The organism is Cytobacillus depressus, assembly GCF_008923245.1.
GTDB lineage: Bacteria > Bacillota > Bacilli > Bacillales > Cytobacillaceae > Cytobacillus > Cytobacillus depressus.
Window position 1 is genome coordinate 14,514 of the sequence record NZ_WBOS01000030.1, and the last position, 17,425, is coordinate 31,938.

Annotated in this window: 14 protein-coding genes and 5 pseudogenes; 3 read left to right on the forward strand and 16 right to left on the reverse strand. The window is 37.1% G+C overall.

Going from position 1 to position 17,425, the window contains the following annotated elements:
• Positions 1-407 precede the first annotated feature (407 nt).
• The 4 genes and pseudogenes from F7731_RS25640 to F7731_RS25655 all read right to left on the reverse strand — a co-directional run bounded on the left by F7731_RS25640 (position 408) and on the right by F7731_RS25655 (position 3,086).
• Complete coding sequence (locus tag F7731_RS25640) at positions 408-1,067, reverse strand: anti-sigma factor (protein ID WP_246197458.1); 660 nt, start codon at positions 1,065-1,067, stop codon at positions 408-410.
• Between the two features lie 59 nt (positions 1,068-1,126).
• A complete protein-coding gene (locus F7731_RS25645; protein ID WP_151537595.1) occupies positions 1,127-1,672 on the reverse strand; it encodes an RNA polymerase sigma factor in 546 nt (181 codons plus the stop codon).
• 98 nt (positions 1,673-1,770) lie between these two features.
• Positions 1,771-2,244 (reverse strand): hypothetical protein, encoded by a 474-nt coding sequence (locus tag F7731_RS25650; protein ID WP_151537596.1) that lies wholly within the window; start codon positions 2,242-2,244, stop codon positions 1,771-1,773.
• 38 nt (positions 2,245-2,282) lie between these two features.
• A pseudogene (locus F7731_RS25655) lies at positions 2,283-3,086 on the reverse strand (extracellular solute-binding protein).
• A 139-nt stretch (positions 3,087-3,225) separates the two neighbouring features.
• Between F7731_RS25655 and F7731_RS25660 the strand changes: the two are divergent.
• Positions 3,226-3,417: pseudogene (locus F7731_RS25660) on the forward strand (IS4 family transposase); the annotation flags it as partial.
• Positions 3,418-3,893: 476 nt separating this feature from the next.
• Here the strand turns inward: F7731_RS25660 and F7731_RS25665 are convergent.
• A pseudogene (locus tag F7731_RS25665) lies at positions 3,894-4,016 on the reverse strand (response regulator); the annotation flags it as partial.
• Between the two features lie 17 nt (positions 4,017-4,033).
• On the reverse strand, positions 4,034-5,311 hold the full coding sequence (locus F7731_RS25670) for a VTT domain-containing protein (RefSeq protein ID WP_151537597.1): 1,278 nt from the start codon (positions 5,309-5,311) through the stop codon (positions 4,034-4,036).
• A gap of 522 nt (positions 5,312-5,833) precedes the next feature.
• On the opposite strand from F7731_RS25670, the pseudogene F7731_RS25675 reads away from it, so the two are divergent.
• Positions 5,834-6,868: pseudogene (locus F7731_RS25675) on the forward strand (efflux RND transporter permease subunit).
• 134 nt (positions 6,869-7,002) lie between these two features.
• On the opposite strand, the gene F7731_RS25680 reads toward F7731_RS25675, so the two are convergent.
• Complete coding sequence (locus tag F7731_RS25680; protein ID WP_151537598.1) at positions 7,003-7,494, reverse strand: DinB family protein; 492 nt, start codon at positions 7,492-7,494, stop codon at positions 7,003-7,005.
• A gap of 386 nt (positions 7,495-7,880) precedes the next feature.
• Between F7731_RS25680 and F7731_RS25685 the strand changes: the two genes are divergently transcribed.
• Entirely contained in the window at positions 7,881-8,768 is an 888-nt protein-coding gene (locus F7731_RS25685; RefSeq protein ID WP_151537599.1) for a DMT family transporter, read from the forward strand.
• Between the two features lie 91 nt (positions 8,769-8,859).
• Here F7731_RS25685 and F7731_RS25690 read toward each other — a convergent pair whose 3' ends face one another.
• The 9 genes and pseudogenes from F7731_RS25690 to F7731_RS25730 all read right to left on the reverse strand — a co-directional run bounded on the left by F7731_RS25690 (position 8,860) and on the right by F7731_RS25730 (position 17,130).
• Positions 8,860-9,081 carry a hypothetical protein gene (locus F7731_RS25690; RefSeq protein WP_151537600.1) on the reverse strand — a complete coding sequence of 74 codons (222 nt, stop codon included), beginning with the start codon at positions 9,079-9,081 and terminating at the stop codon, positions 8,860-8,862.
• A gap of 235 nt (positions 9,082-9,316) precedes the next feature.
• Entirely contained in the window at positions 9,317-10,936 is a 1,620-nt protein-coding gene (locus F7731_RS25695) for a long-chain-fatty-acid--CoA ligase (protein WP_246197462.1), read from the reverse strand.
• Positions 10,937-11,029: 93 nt separating this feature from the next.
• Entirely contained in the window at positions 11,030-11,818 is a 789-nt protein-coding gene (locus F7731_RS25700) for an enoyl-CoA hydratase/isomerase family protein (RefSeq protein ID WP_151537602.1), read from the reverse strand.
• A gap of 86 nt (positions 11,819-11,904) precedes the next feature.
• Positions 11,905-12,309, reverse strand: a complete 405-nt coding sequence (locus F7731_RS25705; RefSeq protein ID WP_151537603.1) for a PaaI family thioesterase — start codon at positions 12,307-12,309, stop codon at positions 11,905-11,907.
• A gap of 49 nt (positions 12,310-12,358) precedes the next feature.
• Positions 12,359-12,567: pseudogene (locus tag F7731_RS25710) on the reverse strand (acetyl-CoA C-acyltransferase); the annotation flags it as partial.
• A gap of 127 nt (positions 12,568-12,694) precedes the next feature.
• Positions 12,695-13,576, reverse strand: a complete 882-nt coding sequence (locus F7731_RS25715) for a 3-hydroxyacyl-CoA dehydrogenase family protein (RefSeq protein ID WP_151537604.1) — start codon at positions 13,574-13,576, stop codon at positions 12,695-12,697.
• A 145-nt stretch (positions 13,577-13,721) separates the two neighbouring features.
• Positions 13,722-14,870, reverse strand: a complete 1,149-nt coding sequence (locus F7731_RS25720; RefSeq protein WP_151537605.1) for an acyl-CoA dehydrogenase family protein — start codon at positions 14,868-14,870, stop codon at positions 13,722-13,724.
• Positions 14,871-14,944: 74 nt separating this feature from the next.
• Positions 14,945-16,237: an MFS transporter gene (locus F7731_RS25725; RefSeq protein WP_151537606.1), complete on the reverse strand. Its 1,293-nt coding sequence runs from the start codon at positions 16,235-16,237 to the stop codon at positions 14,945-14,947.
• Positions 16,238-16,908: 671 nt separating this feature from the next.
• A complete protein-coding gene (locus tag F7731_RS25730) occupies positions 16,909-17,130 on the reverse strand; it encodes a DUF5342 family protein (RefSeq protein ID WP_151537607.1) in 222 nt (73 codons plus the stop codon).
• Positions 17,131-17,425: the final 295 nt, after the last annotated feature.

A 17,425-nucleotide genomic window follows, 5' to 3' on the forward strand; every position in this document is an offset into this window, starting at 1 on the left:
GGCATTGTCGGAGGAATTGTTTTTATTGGAATGTCAATTATTTTAGGAATTGTCACATCCATTTGTTATTTACCCATGGAGTCCGGTGATATGAATGAAAGCATGAGATATGTTTTTCTTGGTAGACTGTTTGTAATATTACTTTATTTTATTATTTATCTAGTTGTACTTGCTGCTGATACGGACCAGTAAAAAAACATCCGGGTATTACCCGGATATTTTATTTTACTCGGATAGTAGTTCCGGCATAAATGGTGCATTTGCTGTCTAATTTGTTCCAATCCTTAATTTGCTGATGTAGCTTTAGAATAAAGTTTGATCATTTTTGGGTAAGTTTCTTGAACATTAGCGCCCAATATAAGGTTAGCCAGATATATAAAATGTATCTGTCCTTCTCTGTTTACCATCTATGACCCGGCTATTTTTTCTCCCTTTGGCTGGCTGCTGTTGGCGTCCGGTTCGACAGTGATGCCGATTTGATCAAAAGTCTGCCCTTCTGCGAGCTGGTAGGTCAGTATTCCGGATCCGTTTTCGTCCGGCTTGAATATGCCTCCATTTTCCCTCGTGCCGTTTTTCAGCAGCCAAACCTGGTAAACCTGTGTACCTTCGACGCCGGGCAATTCGTGAACCTGCACCACCAAATTTTTCTCTGATCCCTGCTGGACAATATAGGCGATGCCGTTTGTTCCCGTGTGGCTTTGATTGGCTGCTTTTAAGGGAATGGCCGTAAAAATTTCAATGGGGATATTTTCGGCATGGAGATTTTTTTCCTGTACATTTGCTATTCCAAGGCCAATAATCACTAGCAACAAGACGGCCACAATACTGGTTGAAACTGGAGTGAACTGGCTTTTGAGCATCATGGCAAGCTTGCTCATCTTAGCCATAAATGTTTCTGTATCGCTTTTCCTCTTGTGATCAAAAACAAACCCCAGCACCTCGCCTTTTAGCGATTCAGGCACCTCGATTTCGGTATAATCAAACGGCAAAGCATGCCAGGCCTGAGACAATTCCTGATATTCTTTCTTACACTCCGTACAATTCTTTAAATGTTCAACAAAGGCCATACGTTCGCTCTCCTTGAGCTCATTTGCTATATATGGAATTAAATGATCACAATCCCTTCTCATTTTATATCCTCCAGTTCTAGATGCTTTCTCAATCCTTTAAGAGCCTGATGAAGCCTGCTTTTAATCGTGCCGACCGGCTCTTGTTCCAGCTTGGCAATCTCTGAAAGAGAATACCCTTTCCAATAAAGCAAATCGATTAATTTTCTATGCGCCGTCGGCAACTTGTTTTTCGCTTTCGCAATATCATTCGTATTTACTCGTTGCTCGATTGCATTGGCAGGGTCAGCGATCTCTTCATGTTCCTCTTGATGGTGTTGCGTTTGCCTCTTCTCTTTGCGGAGGTAGTCAATGCAAATATTGCGGGTAATCGTGAGGAGCCAATTTACAAAGCTGCCTTGAGAGGGATCATAATGGCTGTTTGTTGTCCATAGCCTCAAAAAGACCAACTGAATAATCTCTTTCGTCTTATCCTCATTTCCATTGCAAAACTTCATAACGAAGCCGTAAACAAGCTTTATATATCGATCATAAAGCTCCTCTAATGCGTGACCGTGTTTTTCGTTTACCAATCTCATTAATTCCGCATCATGTTTTTCTTTCATGTGGCACTCCCTGCTATTGGATAAAAATGTATTGCCCCATTATACTATTTTAAAAGTAAGGATGGGAACGACCACGACTGATCGTTCCCTGGGCAGGCTTATTCAAATTCTGTTGCGCTGTTTACGACAAACCATACACCTTTTACTCCTTGTCCGTTTACATCCCCTTCTTGCTGGTCTTTTGCAAAATAATAGAGAGGAAAGCCTTTGTACGTGACCTGCTTATCCCCGTTGTCTTCTCTTGTGATCGTATCGAAATCCTTTTTATCAAAACTTTCTGGGACGGCGAAATCCTCCTGAGTAAATGCCGGCCAGTTTGCCAGGCAGTCTCCGCTGCAATTGCTTTTTCCTGCGTCGTCTTTTTTAAAGTAATACAGGGCTCTTCCCTGTGAATCCGCCAGGTATTCTCCAGCTTTCTCATTCTCTAAAAGCTGGAGGCTATCAGCCGGGGGTTGTTCCGTTTGGGCTTGATCAGGTTGATCCGCCTCTGTTTTTTCCTCAGTGCTTTTTCCGCAGGCGGCCAAAGCAAAAATAATCGAAAGTATTGCGAAAGTGAAAATTCCTTTTTTCATGTATGTTCCTCCCAATTTTTTAGATTTAAGGCTCTTCCTTACTTCCAGCCCCATTTTTGAAAGATTTGGTGAGATTCTTCCGTTCTTAAATAATCAATAAATTGCTGTGCCTCTTTTTTCTGATCGGTGATTTTCGTCAGGACAATCGGTGTTCCACGATAGAGCTTTTCTTCTTCGGGCAGTTCGATCAGGTCGGTCACATCCTGGAGCCGGTAATGCCACGATTCATAGGTAATCCAGGCGTCCAGGCTGGGATTCGATTTCCATCGTTCAATGGCTTCGGCACTCGACTTTACAGAAAGGTTAATATTTTGGGAAATGCCTTCAATTAGCCCTTTTCTGCCTGCCAGGTCTTCCCACAGGCCAAGCTGGCCAGCCCCATTCACATCGATTATTTTTACTCCCTTTTTAGTTAAATCCTCCAGACTTTCAATCTTCTTAGGATTTCCTTTCCTCACCAATATTCCTGCAGCACGCGGGTAAAGCTCCATACGTGATTTAGTGTCGATCATTTCGGGGTGGTTAAAGATGAAGTCCTGCAGCATATACTCGGAGCCACCGAAAATAATATCTGCATCTTGCTTTGCCTGGCCGATCCAATTGCCCTCTGGTCCGGCTGTTACTTCCACCTTGATTCCCGTTTCAGCTGAAAAATGTTCAGCAGCTTCCTTGATCGGTCAGAGTGGTCCGCCCGGCCCGTACACCCGGATGACATGATCACTTTGGCTGTAATTTGGTGTCGCTTGGGACGCTGGCTTACGGTCCATTTTTGCATAGGCTGACAATCCGGCAGCCGTAATGACAAAGAGCAGTAGAGCTGATAGGAACACAGTCTTCTTCATGAACTTCCTCCATTTCATACATGATTTTTACCGGTACTATTAAAGGAAACGAAGAGAGGCTGTAAACGGTTTGATTATAATTGCAAAATAGTTAGAAAGTTTCATAAATCTATTGAAAATTAGTCTGGTGAAGAATAATGAACTTCGTGATGAAGTATCTGAACTTGATTGGGCTGTCGCTTTACAGCAATTAAACGAGCTTCTTGAAGATACCCTAAAAAAGACAAACAAGAAAATCCAAAAACTAATCAAAAGTCAAATTCAGCAATGGATCGCCAGCCTTCCCAATTATATCAAGGCTTATTTGCCGATTTCAGTCTGCGAAGTTTGAGTTGTTATTACTATACAAAAGTATAATTTCTCTATAAGCTACCACTTAACCTTCTTGAAGTATTCCCCTTCAATACCCTTAGACAAAAATTATCTAAGAGAAAAAGTATCGCAACATTTTTATAAACGTCGCGACTTTATTTTAAACATCGCATCTTTTTTACAAACATCGTGATTCTATTTCAAAGCCACAGCTGAATTGTACTTTTATAGATTATTGCTAATTGGCTAACCGTATCTCCAGTAACAACTTTATGATAAATGCTTGTTTCTGTCTTCCGAGTGGCACCGAAATGGCAGCCGGAACTTAAATATGAACAGTTAAAAGCCCCTTACTTTTGTAGTAAAGGGTTCCGTTTTGAAGTGCATATCATATAAATGACAATAAAAATGGCTTGCTAACTGACATCAGTTTTGGCGAGCCATTTTCTGGTTTATATAATCTTTTTGAATGCATAAAATACAAATGTCTTATTCACTTTCTAATCCCTTTTTACCCTCATGCTCAACTGTCACTTGATAACCTTCATATTCAAGCTCTATCTTTAAAACACGAGCAATTTGAGTCTCATCCTCCACTACAAGAATATGTGTTTTCACTCCTCACTCCTCCTCCCTTAATACTTTTCCATTGCAATTCTAAACATTTCAAACAACAAAAAGTTAAAGAATATCCAAACACCGCCATATACATATCCGCCCACAATATCACTTGGAAGTGTATTAGTCGATGCTATGTTTACAACGGCTATACCAGTTAATATTATCAGTACCAATATAGAAGTATATATTGGCGTATAACTTTTTTTTGAATGACGAACAAGTAAAAATAAACATGTCCCGTAAATAATGAACATAACAAAGGCATTCATATCAGGAAAATTTGCTGAGTGAAATTTCCCAAAGAAACCGAATGATTGAAGGTAAGAAAATGTCTTACTGATTAAATCATGAAAAGGTTTTGCTCCTATTATTGAAACTCCAAGTAAAAGAAACTCCAGTAACCTATTCTGTCCCTTACTCCAAATACGGATCATGGTTATTGCTAAAATGGAACTCAGTGCAATTGGGGATTGGAATACAACAAACCCTCTCATCCAGCTCGTAAATACGATGGTTCCGACCATATATTCAGCAATATCGTTGAACTGCCTAAACTCATCATATAAATAGTCTTCTGCAAGCCCAAGCATTAAGCTAACCATTCCGATTAAAACTAAAGTAAGGAAAATAAGAAATATTTCTGTTGCTCTTATTGTTTTTAATCGTTCAGTCAGCCGTTTTAACAGGAGAATAATAAAGTTTTTAATTTGAATTTTATAAAATCGGTACGCAAAAAAAACTGCTAACAAAACTGCAAGAACAATAATGAAAACAACGAAATATTTACTTGCTGCTTCATGAAAAGCCTTCCACTTAGGTCCCAACACTTTTCCCAGAGAGATAAAACATAATCCCCATAAAAATGCACCTGTATAAGCAGGAATGATAAATTTTCGAAAAGGCATTCTTGAAATTCCGGATATATAACCAGTAAAATGCCTAATCCCTGGAATAAAATAAGCAAAAACTAATAATTTACTGCCTGACCTTTCAAACCAAGCAGAGACTTTTTTATATCTTTCAGGTCCAAGATGGATATATTTCCCGTATTTTTCAATTAATTTATAACCACCTGCCTTCCCAATCCAGTACGTTACTGTAATTCCGGCACCCCCTGATACAAAAACTGTTAGGAGCGCTAAAATGTAATTCATTTTCCCCTGATAGACAAAATAACCAGCGTAACTCATTAACAATTCACCAGAAATGGGAAGTGCCATGAGTTCAAGAAAAATACCTAAGAATAAAATCAGATAACTGTGTTGTTCAAATAAACTTATTAAATATGACATATAAATGCCTCCATTTTTATCAAAAAAACTACTACTGATGGAAAATAACCTTCAATTTGGTTCTATTTAAATACAATCTATCACGATAAATGAATAACATTTTCCATGTTAATGAATTCTTAATTATGAATTAATAGAAAAAATAGGTTTATGGATAAAAACAAAAAAGCTATTCCCTTTGGAATAGGTCACTAGCTATTTCGCATGGAATCTAAATTATAATTTTTTCACTCTAAAACTTGTTCCTCCCGACGTTATCGATTTCACCCATTTAATTAGCATCTTCTATATTATCTTTCGTTATTCTTTCAACGACATTTTGCATTTTAATGAAATCTTAATGTTTTATTAGAGGAATATAAAGGTTTATTTTTTATCATTAAGTTGCCCAATTTGATTGAGGTAACACTCTTTATTTCACAACAAAAAACGATAAAGTTATTTGGGTTAAGTTTATATAAACTTGGGGGAGGAACAGCAATGAAAAGACTCGTAGAGGCAACCATGCAAAGAGCTATTCTTATGATTGTGTGTGTTGTTATTATCTTGGCTTATGGGAGGTATATCTGCTTTGACCAAAAAGCGATTCAAGACAAAGGTGTACAAGTTTCAGACATTCTAACAGTGATTAATCGTTACATGTCCTCATCCAAAGATGCAACGATTATAGTGGACCATAAAGCACTTCCTGTGGACCAATATTTAGATCAAATAGCAACAGGAGCATACTCAAGCATTACGTTAAACGCAACTGCCGATGATGTTCTTGCTTCTCTTGCCGGTGAAACATTAAAAGGTAATAATGGTGAAACGATCCGTTTTGACCAAATTGCTAAAATTTCAAAAGATACTTCTGCTTCTACCATTAGTGAACGAGATGGTCAGCCATTCTCTCTTGTTACAGTCCAGATTACATCAAATGATATTAGCAAAGTGTCTAGCCAAGCAGAGACAGCTCTAAGCAGCATCAAACTTCCTAAAGATGTAACATATTCATTGGGAGGAATTTCAGAACAAGTAAAACAAATGATTTTCGATATGTCTGTTGCAGTTGCATTTTCTATCCTTTTAACGTTACTCATCACTTCTTCAATCTTTAAAGGATGGAGAGCACCATTAGCTGTACTATTAAGCATTCCACTTGCTTTAAGTGGTGTAGTAATATCATTAATTCTTTTCCACGGAGAATAGAATCTTGCAGCTTTAATTGGTGTTCTAATGCTTACAGGTATCGTGGTTACAAACGGTATTGTTTTAATTGATAAAATAGAAAGAAACCGAAAAGAAGGAATGCCTGTTAATGAGGCTGTATTAAATGGTAGCCTTTCAAGGATTAGACCAATATTAATGACAGCAGCTGCAACAGTCCTTACGTTATTACCACTTGCATTCTCGCATAATGCGGATACAGTTATTTCGCAAACACTCGGTATTGTCGTAATTGGCGGTATGGTAACATCAACCATTAACAGCTTTATTATCATTCCAATTATTTATGAATGGTTGCATAAAAAATCATCAACAAATGTATCTTTAAATACAAAAAATATCAGCTAAATTAATAAGGCTTGGAGGACATCCAAGCCTATTTTTACTTTTATTGCATTTAGGGCTCTTGTTATTCAAAAAAGCATTCATTGCCTCTAAGGATGGCGCCCTATTGCGGAACAAAGAAATGTAAGTTGCTTTATTTAATCCACTTTAATATTAGTTTTCCAGCTTTTTTGTAGTTTCCGAATGTAAACGATTTGTCCAATGTGGTAGGCGTTATGCGTGGACAAATTTCCTAGAACTGCCCACCACTTTGCGGTCTCAGGGAAACCATTCACATCATCTTCTACCTGTTCTTCAGTAAGTAGGTCTTGCCATTGAAGCAGGACTGCTAAGAGGCACTTTTTTAAGTCAGCAAACGTTTTATTTTCTGTAATAATAAAGCTTTCATTATTGTCACTTATGGGCGCAACAGCATTCACATGAGATTTTTTGTATCTCTTTTGCCAAGTTTCATTCCAGTAAAGAAGATGTTGTACAATTTCTGCAATACTGTTGCTTTCATCATTAGGTTTCCAAAACGCTTCTTCCTCTGATAAGTTTGCAACTGATTCCGAAAACGGAACGTACCAGCTAAGGTCGTTCGCATTTGCTAACAATTGATCTGTCAAAACATCTTTAACGTGAGACATACCAATCACACTCCTTCTAATTATAAATTTTCTATTTCGACGCCCTTCTGAAATTTCCTGCACTATACCGTTAAATGGCCCTTAAATAAAAATGAGCGCTTAACCTTGTTCAAAGATAGGGCTCGATTCTTGAAAAACGTGATAGATAATGGTTATTACTATTTACCAAAATATCCAATTCAAAAAGTAATATTGTAATGTATAATTAAAATAAATCATTAACATAAATAGGAGGCTTATTATGCCATTATCATCTTTAAATCCATACGTTAGAAAGCCTGTTTCAACATCACCACCACCAGTTACTCCTTTAAACACGCTTATATTTACAACAGATTAAGAATCTGCGAAATATAAGCTGTTTCGCAGATTCGAAGGAGTAGACGATGAAATCTAACATTCAGTTTATATTATCAATGATTATTTTCGGTACTATTGGTTTAATTGTAAGATACATTGACTTATCTTCGAGTGAGACAGCTTTACTAAGTAGTTCAATCGGATGTCTATTTTTAATGTTCGTATTTTTTGTGATGAAAAAGTCCATTCCTTGGAAATTAGTGAGTGCTAATGCTTCCATCTTATTTCTTTCGGGTATTGCCTTAGGAGGGAATTGGATTTTTCTGTATCAATCCTACGATTATACAACAGTCACGAACGCAACATTAGGATATTACTTTGCACCTGTGTTTGTCATGATTCTCTCACCAATGATCCTTAAAGAACAATTACCTATCAAAAAGATTGTTTGTATTGGTGTAGCGATTTTAGGAATGTTATTGATTGTTGGAAATGGCCTAAGTGCATCCGGAAAAAGTGATCTATTGGGGATCTTTTTTGGATTAATTGCGGCTGCATTTTACGCTGCATTAATGTTACTAAATAAATTTATTCAAAACATGGCCAAGTTAGAGATTACAATCATCCAACTCGGAGTAACTGCTTTACTTCTATTGCCATATGTTCTTATTACGGAGGGATTCGGTATCTTGGACGTATCAAGATCCTCCATCCCCTTTATAATCCTGTTAGGAATAGTTAACACTGGTATTGGATTTTGGTTATTTTTCTCAGGGATGCAAAAGTTAAAGGGGCAGAGTATTGCTATGCTAAGCTATGTAGATCCATTTGTAGCTATCGTGATTTCAGGTGTAATCTTAAAAGAACAAATGACAATTATTCAAATGCTAGGTGGCGCGCTCCTTTTAAGCTCTACCTTTGTTAGTGAAACTAAATTTATTAGATTATCAAAACAGAGCAGCAATTTGAAATAGTAAATAGAGCAGTGGGTTTTTCGCCACTGCTCTTATTTTATGTTATCTAGGGTACCATCAGAAAAACGCATGAATCTATACGAAGTAGTTTTTAATGCACTAAATGTTTTTTCATTTTTTTAAGAACATTAGATTCAACTTTGTCTAAATGTTTTTCCTCAAGGTAGTTTAAAGGTTGAGGATTAAACCATGTAATCTCTCCATTATGATAAAGACCTTTAAATTCATTTCCTTTAACATCTAATACAAACTGATATCTTTCAGAGAATTGGTTTTTAAATAATGTTTTTTCGATAGTAAAATTAGTCAACAAAGTAAACAACCTCCCAATTTTTAATGTTTATATATATCATGTAATGTCTTTTTTTAAGTTATTATCTTGTTCCTTGATTCATATGATAGACTCCTTAAATGAGACAAACATTATAAGAACATTAAAATTTGATGAGATGATAACGTAATAACAACAGCAATATACAAAGGTGCATTAGAAATTTTCAGTTAATCAACTTTAAAATTGTCCCTATATAAGTTGAGTTTCTATCACTTTATTTTCCTGTATTTCCTATTACTTTAAGCTTTTCTACTTCTTCTTCCTGCAATTTTCGCCGAAGAATCTTCCCAACCATTGTTTTCGGCAGTTGTTCCCTGAACTCAATCAAACGCGGGACTTTATATTTTGCAAACCGTTCATTGCACCATTCTATTATATGTTCTTCTGTTACATACATCCCTTTTTTTAGAACAATGGTCGCTTTAACAGTTTCACCACGATAAGGATCAGGGATTCCAAAAACACAAACCTCTGCCACCGCTGGATGCTGATAAATAACATTTTCTATTTCAATTGGATAAATATTAAAACCACTGGCAATAATCAAATCTTTCTTTCTGCCTACAATAAAGAAATACCCCTCTTCATCCATTGTGGCAATGTCACCGGTATAAAGCCATCCGTCCCTTAAAGCAGCGTTGGTTTCTTCCTGGTTGTTCCAATACCCTTTCATCACTTGCGGTCCTTTAATGATTAATTCTCCAGTATGACCTGGTGGTAATTCTTCTGACCCACCTTCCAAATCAACAATTTTGGCATCAGTATTGGGATATGGAATCCCAATACTTCCAGGCTTCCTCTGACCAACCACTGGATTCCGATGAGTTGTAGGTGCGGTTTCGGACATTCCGAAACCTTCGGAAATTTGTATACCGAAGTTCTGTTCAAATTTATAAATAACTTCTATAGGAAGAGGTGCTGAGCCACAACTGCAGTATTTAAAGCATTTTAAGTCTTTCGCTGTTAAATCAGGATGATTTAATAATGCGATATACATAGTCGGAACACCCGGAAAAATGGTTGGCCGGTGTTTCCGAATCAAATCTACAACCTTATTTATTTCAAATTTTTCTATCGTAATATATGTGGAGGCTGCAAAGACAGCACTATTCAAACGAGCGTTTCCAAATACATGAAATAAAGGTGTCAATCCAAGCATCCGTTCACCTGGTGTTTGAAGGTTAAGAGCATTAACTGTGAATGTAAAATCTTGAACGACATTTGAGACTAAGTTAAAATGAGTGAGCATAACCCCCTTTGATCTTCCTGTTGTTCCTCCAGTATATTGCAGGACTGCAAGATCTTCTTTAGGGTTAATATCGATTGTTGGAGGTTCATGATTCTTTTCTGCGATCCAGGAATAAATGTTTTCTTTACTCACATTTTTCCTGTTAGCTGAAACAAAAGTAAGCTTATCGGCAAATCCACTTTTTTCTATCTTTTCTATTTGGTGATCGTGGCCAATCATCCATGTGGCTTCAGAATCTTGTAAAATATATTCTAATTCGGATGACTGGTATACTGGATTAACTTGAACAACAGCCCCGCCTAAACGAAGGATTGCATAATAAGAAATAATATATTCTACACAATTGGGCAGCATAAGGGCTATTCGCTCACCCTTTCCTACTCCTCTAAGGTATAAAGACGCCGCTAAACGATCAGATGCCTTTTTCAGTTCGGAGTAAGTTAGTTCCAGATCTCCGTCAATCACCGCTTTACGGTTAGGATAATTTTGAGCCGAACGTTCCAATAAATCGTATAATGACAATAATGGAAACTCAACTTCATAAGGCGTCTTCTTCGGATAAAATTTATACCAAGGTCTGTTCACTTTTCTCACTCCTTATTTAATTATTTAATAGGAGACTTTCGAATCTCGAAATAAATGAGTTTGTTCAGGACACATTTATTTTTTGTTTTTACCCTATTCTCCGATAAAAACAGGCTTACGTTTTTCTGCAAATGCATGAATTCCTTCTATACCATCTTTCGTATTAAAACAAGATTGAATAGCTGTTATCTCTTGTTTTAATATGGTTCTCAAATCAGGATACGTACTTTCTGTTAACAATCGTTTCGATAGAGTTAATGCAATCGGAGGACCTTCTGCCAGATTTCGTGCAAATATCATGACCTGCTCATAAAATTCATCGCTAGGAAACACACCATTTACGAGTCCAATTCGTTCTGCTTCATCAGAATTTATATCACGGCCTGTAAAAATCAACTCGGATGCTTTTGCCTGTCCTACAAGTTTAGGCAGAAAATAACTCATTCCACCATCAGGGCTCAATGCTCGACGAATATATCCAGTGGTGACACGCGCACTCTTAGACATGAACCGTATATCGCACGCTAATGACAGTGCGAACCCCGCTCCGGCAGCGATTCCATTAATTGCGGCAATCACCGGTTTATCACAATGAACAATTCCCAATGCTTGACGGCCAACCCACCTCAATTCATCTAAACGCTCGGATCGAGAAATCGAAGAGGTCTCTTGGTTTTTTCGTTCAAGCAAATCTAGGCCCGCGCAAAAGCCTCGTCCTGCTCCAGTTATCACCACCACACGAACATCATCATCTACGGCTGCTTCTGATAGTGCCTGTTCTAATTGCAAATGAAGAGAAGGAGTAATCGCATTAAGCCTCTCAGGACGGTTTAAGGTTAATGTTCTTACACCATTCTGTGTTTCAACCATCAGTTCTTTCATTCCTTTTTTCCTCCCTTAATTCAAGGTCTTCACTTTGAATGGCGCTTTAAATAGACAGCCTCCACAGGCACAGTAATTTCCTATTATTATTCATCGCGGATAAGCTTAAATGTTCCGATTCCTTTTGCAATTATATTTCCATTCAAATCCTTTATTTCCCCCTCGGCAAAGACATTTTTGTAGCCTTGCTTAAGGATTTTTGCTTCAGCAAATATTTCTCCATCTGATAGGCTAGATAAGTAATGGATGGTTAGGCTTGTTGTCGTAATCTTTGTTTTTGTCACGGAACGAATAACCATTCCAAGAATAGTATCAATCATGGTTGCATGAACACCCCCATGCAGACTTCCATTTGCATTAAGTAAATACTCTTTGATATTTAACTTTAAAACTACATTATTTTCTTCAAAATGAACGATTTCGAACCCTACATGTGAAACGAAAGAATTACTCTCAAAACTTTTTCGAACGTCTTCCACTGTAACAGGCATGTAACCCCTCTCCTATTCTAATTGCCTTGATATTGGATATCTTTCTCCGTTATTCCTCTTTTTCTATAATTGCAGCTATTCCCTGGCCGCCGCCAATACAAGCTGTTATAAGAGCATGCCTTCCGCCAGACCTCTTAAGTTCATAAAAAGGCTGGTAAAAAGAATCGCCCCAGTGGCACCTAATGGATGACCATGAGCAATCGCGCCTTCATTTCCATTCGCTTTATTTGCATCCATTTTAAGCTCCCGATCACAAGCAGATTCATTTCTCCATCCACTCTTTTTTGTATAGATTTCTGGCTGCCACCTATGATAAGTCATTCGTCTTTTATTAGGGGAACTTTCCGGCTCTATAGAAGTGATCGTTCAATTATTTTAAACGAGCTTATACTTTGGCATTTGATTGATCATAGATATAAAATCCCTTGCCTGTTTTTCGGCCAAGTTCTCCTTTACGGACTTTTTCTTGAACGATTTTAGCTGGCATATCCGCCTCATTCCCACTTTCCTCATATCTTTGCATGCGAACAAGGTAGTTTACATCAATACCGGTTAAATCCATTAATGCAAAAGGACCGATTGGGTGTTTCAGTGCTTTCATACAAACAAGATCAATTTCTTCGTGATCAGCGTAGCCGTTTTCTAGTAAAAACACAGCCTCATCCATTAACTTTCCTAAAATTCGATTTGCAATAAACCCGGATATTTCTTTTTTCAATAATACCGGAACTTTTTGTATGTCCTTTACAAATTCTACTGCTATTTGAGCTGTTTCCTCTGACGTATGCGGACCACTCACTACTTCAACTAATTCCATAATAAGAGCGGGATTGAAAAAGTGTACGTTACAAACCTTTTCGGGACGATTTGTTACATCAGCTATCTTTGAACTAACGATTGTCGAGCTATTCGTTGCTAATATTGTATGCTTTGGTGTGATTTCATCTAATCTTTTAAACAATTCACGTTTTACCTCAAGCTTTTCCACAATGGCTTCGATTACAAAATCAACGTCCTTTAACTCTTCAAAATTTGTAGTGAAATTTATTTTACTAAAGCCCTCGTTAACTTCCTTTTCACCCAATCTACCCTTCTGCACTCTACGATTCATATGCCCTTGCAGCGATTCCTTAGCCTTTATGAGATTATTGTTTTCAATATCATACAGGACTACAGAGTAACCGGCTAAAGCGCATACCATGGCAATTTGTGATCCCATCGTCCCCGAACCAATAACAGCTACTTTATTAATGTTATGAATTTGCACTAGACTTTTCTCCCCTCTCAAGTTCCACTTTTAAAAGTTCCTTTTTTTTCCAACAGTATTTCTTGGAAGTGATTTCTTATCTCAAAATCCTTTGACACTTTATAACGCGTAATCTTTTCATAACTCTTTCTGATTAGTAATTCCTCTAACATTCTGCTAATACATTCCTAGCAATAATTAATCGTTGAACTTCACTTGTTCCTTCATAAATCTTCGTAATCCTAGCATCCCGATAAAAGCGTTCAACCGGATATTCTGCCACATAGCCCATACCGCCATGGATTTGTACAGCCTTATCGGCTACCCGATTAAACACCTCCGAAGCAAATAGTTTAGCCATAGAAGCTTCCTTTATCGCCTTTTTGCCTTCATCAATCTTTTGAGCCGCCATCATGGTTAACGTTCTCGCAGCTTCTGTTTCCGTTGCCATATCCGCAAGCATCCATTGAATAGCCTGGTTATCCGCAATTGCTTTGCCAAATTGAATACGCTCTTTCGCATATCTGGCAGACAATTCAATCAATTTATCACATGAGCCAACCGCCCTCGCTGCCAACCCTACCCGACCTTCACCTAAAATTTTAAGCGCTGACATATAACCCATGCCCACTTCACCAATTACATTTTCCTCAGGAATGATGCAATCCTCAAAAATAATTTGGGATGTATACGAACCTCTTAATCCCATTTTCTTGTCCTTTTTGCCGACAATTAATCCCGGAAAATCTCTTTCTACTAAAAAGGCAGTAATTCCACCTTTTGCACCCTTATTCTTATCCGTCAAGGCAAATACCGTATAAACATTCGCTACCGGCCCATTTGTAATAAAGTGTTTTGTTCCGTTCATCACCCAATAATCGCCTTTTTTCTCCGCTCTTGTTGCCAAATTGGTCGCATCCGATCCTGCTCCCGGTTCTGATAATGCAAAGGCACCAATTTTCTTGCCTGATGCCATATCTGGCAAGTATTTATTTTTTAAATAATCGGATGCTAGCTTTACAATACCGGTGCTTCCGATTCCTGTATGGGCACTTATCAGCGAAACAAAGCCATTATGTGTTCTACCCAACTGTTCTAAAATCGCTGCCTTTTCCACTGTATTTAAACCAATTCCACCATATTGTTCAGGGATGCTCATCCCAAATAGTCCAAGCTCCTTGGCCTTTTCAATCAGGTGTTGCGGGATCGCATCTTCCTCCTCAATTTGCTGCGCATATGGATCCACTTCTTTTTCAACAAAATTACGAATCATATCCTTCATTTGCTGCATCTCATCTGTTAAAGTTATAGTCATTATTCTTTCTCCTCCTATAAGTATTTTCAATTAATTTACATTGCAAGAACTGTACTATTTTAAAACTCATTTTTTTACTTAGCGTCAGAAAATATTAAATCGGAGTTATCTGTTGATCCTTTATTCATCATATTCTTGTCTTTTGATGAAGACGGTTTAACAAAAATGGCAAATAGAATACTAAAAAGTAAAACGATAGCAGCTATAAACAGAATGGAAAGATTATAACCATAAAGCTTACTCCCGCCTGCTACACTGATAATGAAGCCTGTTAAAACGGGTGCAATAATCCCTGCAATATTCCCGGATGATGTTAAAATGCTCGTCATCAAGCCGCCGCGTTCACGTTTTTCATTGATCATAATGGTTGGACCAATTGGCAAAATGGCATAAGTAAGGCCCTTTGCAAAACACAGTGCCGTAACTACCCAAATTGGATTTTGAAAAACAATTACTGAGGCTAAAAGTATTGCGCCCAAAACCATTGATGAGGCGACAACGTATACTCTTGATAGGCGCCAGTTTTGATTTTTTTTAAATAAATAATCGGATAACATCGAAACCCCCGTATAAACAGCGACGGAAACAATTCCTATGACCATCACGCTGAATCCCATTTGTGCAGCAGGCATGTTTACAGCTTCCATTAAATAAATCGGCAGCCAAACTGGAAACCAAACAACTAGAGTATATGCAGAAAAATAAGCAAGTGTTGTAAATAAAGCGGTAGGTGATGCAAGAAGCAAAAGAAAATCTTTTAAATTTATTTTCTCAAGCTTTTCTTTCTTTTTCTTTCGCACTTCTTTATACACATCAACCGGACTTTCCTTTGTAAGTAATTGGAACAATACAGCCCAAACTAGACTCGCTAATCCAAGGAGGGCGAAGGCTATTTTCCATCCAAATATCGTTATTAAGGAGACAAGGATTGGCGCAACAATCATCGCACCTACTGTGCCACCGCCAACCACGACGGAATTAGCAAATCCCCTTAATTTAGGAGGGAACCATTTGTCCGCATGACTGTATGCTATCGGACTATATGGTCCTTCAAAAGCACCCAGTAAAACTCTATAGACAATCAAAAGTGGTAATGCAGCAATTGCAATAACACCAAATTGCAAAATGGTCCAAGTCAGCATGAGAACTCCAAGTATCTTTTTTGCTCCGTGGCGATCCGCCAATGCTGCTCCAAAAATACCTGTTATCGGATAAAGCCAGTAATAACTGCTTCCGACGAGCCCCCACTCCGTATAGGTTAGATTAAATTCTTTCATGATTGGCACAGCCGCAAGTCCGATGATAGATTTATCCGCAAAGTTAATGACTGCACCGAAGAATAAAAGTACAAGGACAACCCAACGCATAATAATCTCCTCTATTGTTTTGTTTTTTTAAGACCATTCATTTAACTCATTTTTACCCATCTATGAAGGGGGTTGTATAAATTTCTGCAGTCAACTTCCTCCACCTGTTATTAATTCCGCTTAACACTTTATTCAAATTAATTTGTAATATTTTCATCCCCTTTCTTTTTGAACCTATTTTCATTAATGCAAAATACGTGCCAACAATTTAATCACGGAATATTCAGTTTCCTATGGGTCTAAAAATTCCGTTAATTCACTTTTGAATTTTACTGTAACTTTTTTATTTCCTTCAACGATTCAAATTTGAATTAAAAATACATTTATGAATTAATTTTTATTAAAAGGAGGAAAAAATGAAAAAGAGTGATGTAGGTTAGTTATGAACTTTAAGTGTTTGTCCCCTAAGATAGTAATATTGATATTCCATCTTGGATGCATGACCAAGTTATTATTCACATCAAATTCTAACGCAATATGAATCTCATCACCCTCTTTTATCAGATCTGTATGTCTCTACTTGTGTTATTTAATTATACAAAAAAGCACCCTATAGAAAACACTTTTTTAAAGTGTCTCCTCTATAGGGTACTTTTTATGTTCACCACTGCTCTTATTTTATGCTATCTGGGGTACCATCAGAAAAACGCTGAATCTATACGAAGAAATTTTTAATTCACTAAATGTTTTTTCATTTTTTTATGAACATTAGATTCAACTTTGTCTAAATGTTTTTCCTCAAGGTAGTTTAAAGGTTGAGGATTAAACCATGTAATCTCTCCATTATGATAAAGACCTTTAAATTCATTTCCTTTAACATCTAATACAAACTGATATCTTTCAGAGAATTGGTTTTTAAATAATATTTTTTCGATATTAAAATTAGTCAACAAAGTTAACAACCTCCTGATTTTAAATGTTTATATATATTCATGTAATGTCTTTTTTTAAGTTATTATCTTGTTCCTTGATTCATATAATAGACTCCTTAAATGAGATAAACATAATAAGAACATTAAAAATTAATGAGATGAACACGAGCAATATTAAAAAGCCCAACTTCTCTGAAATGAACTGCACCCCAATTATTAGACACAAAATCTAATAATTGGGGTGTATTTTTATGTCTAAATTTACTTTAGAAGAAATAAATGAAGCTGTTGAACATTATTTTAATGGTAAAGAAAC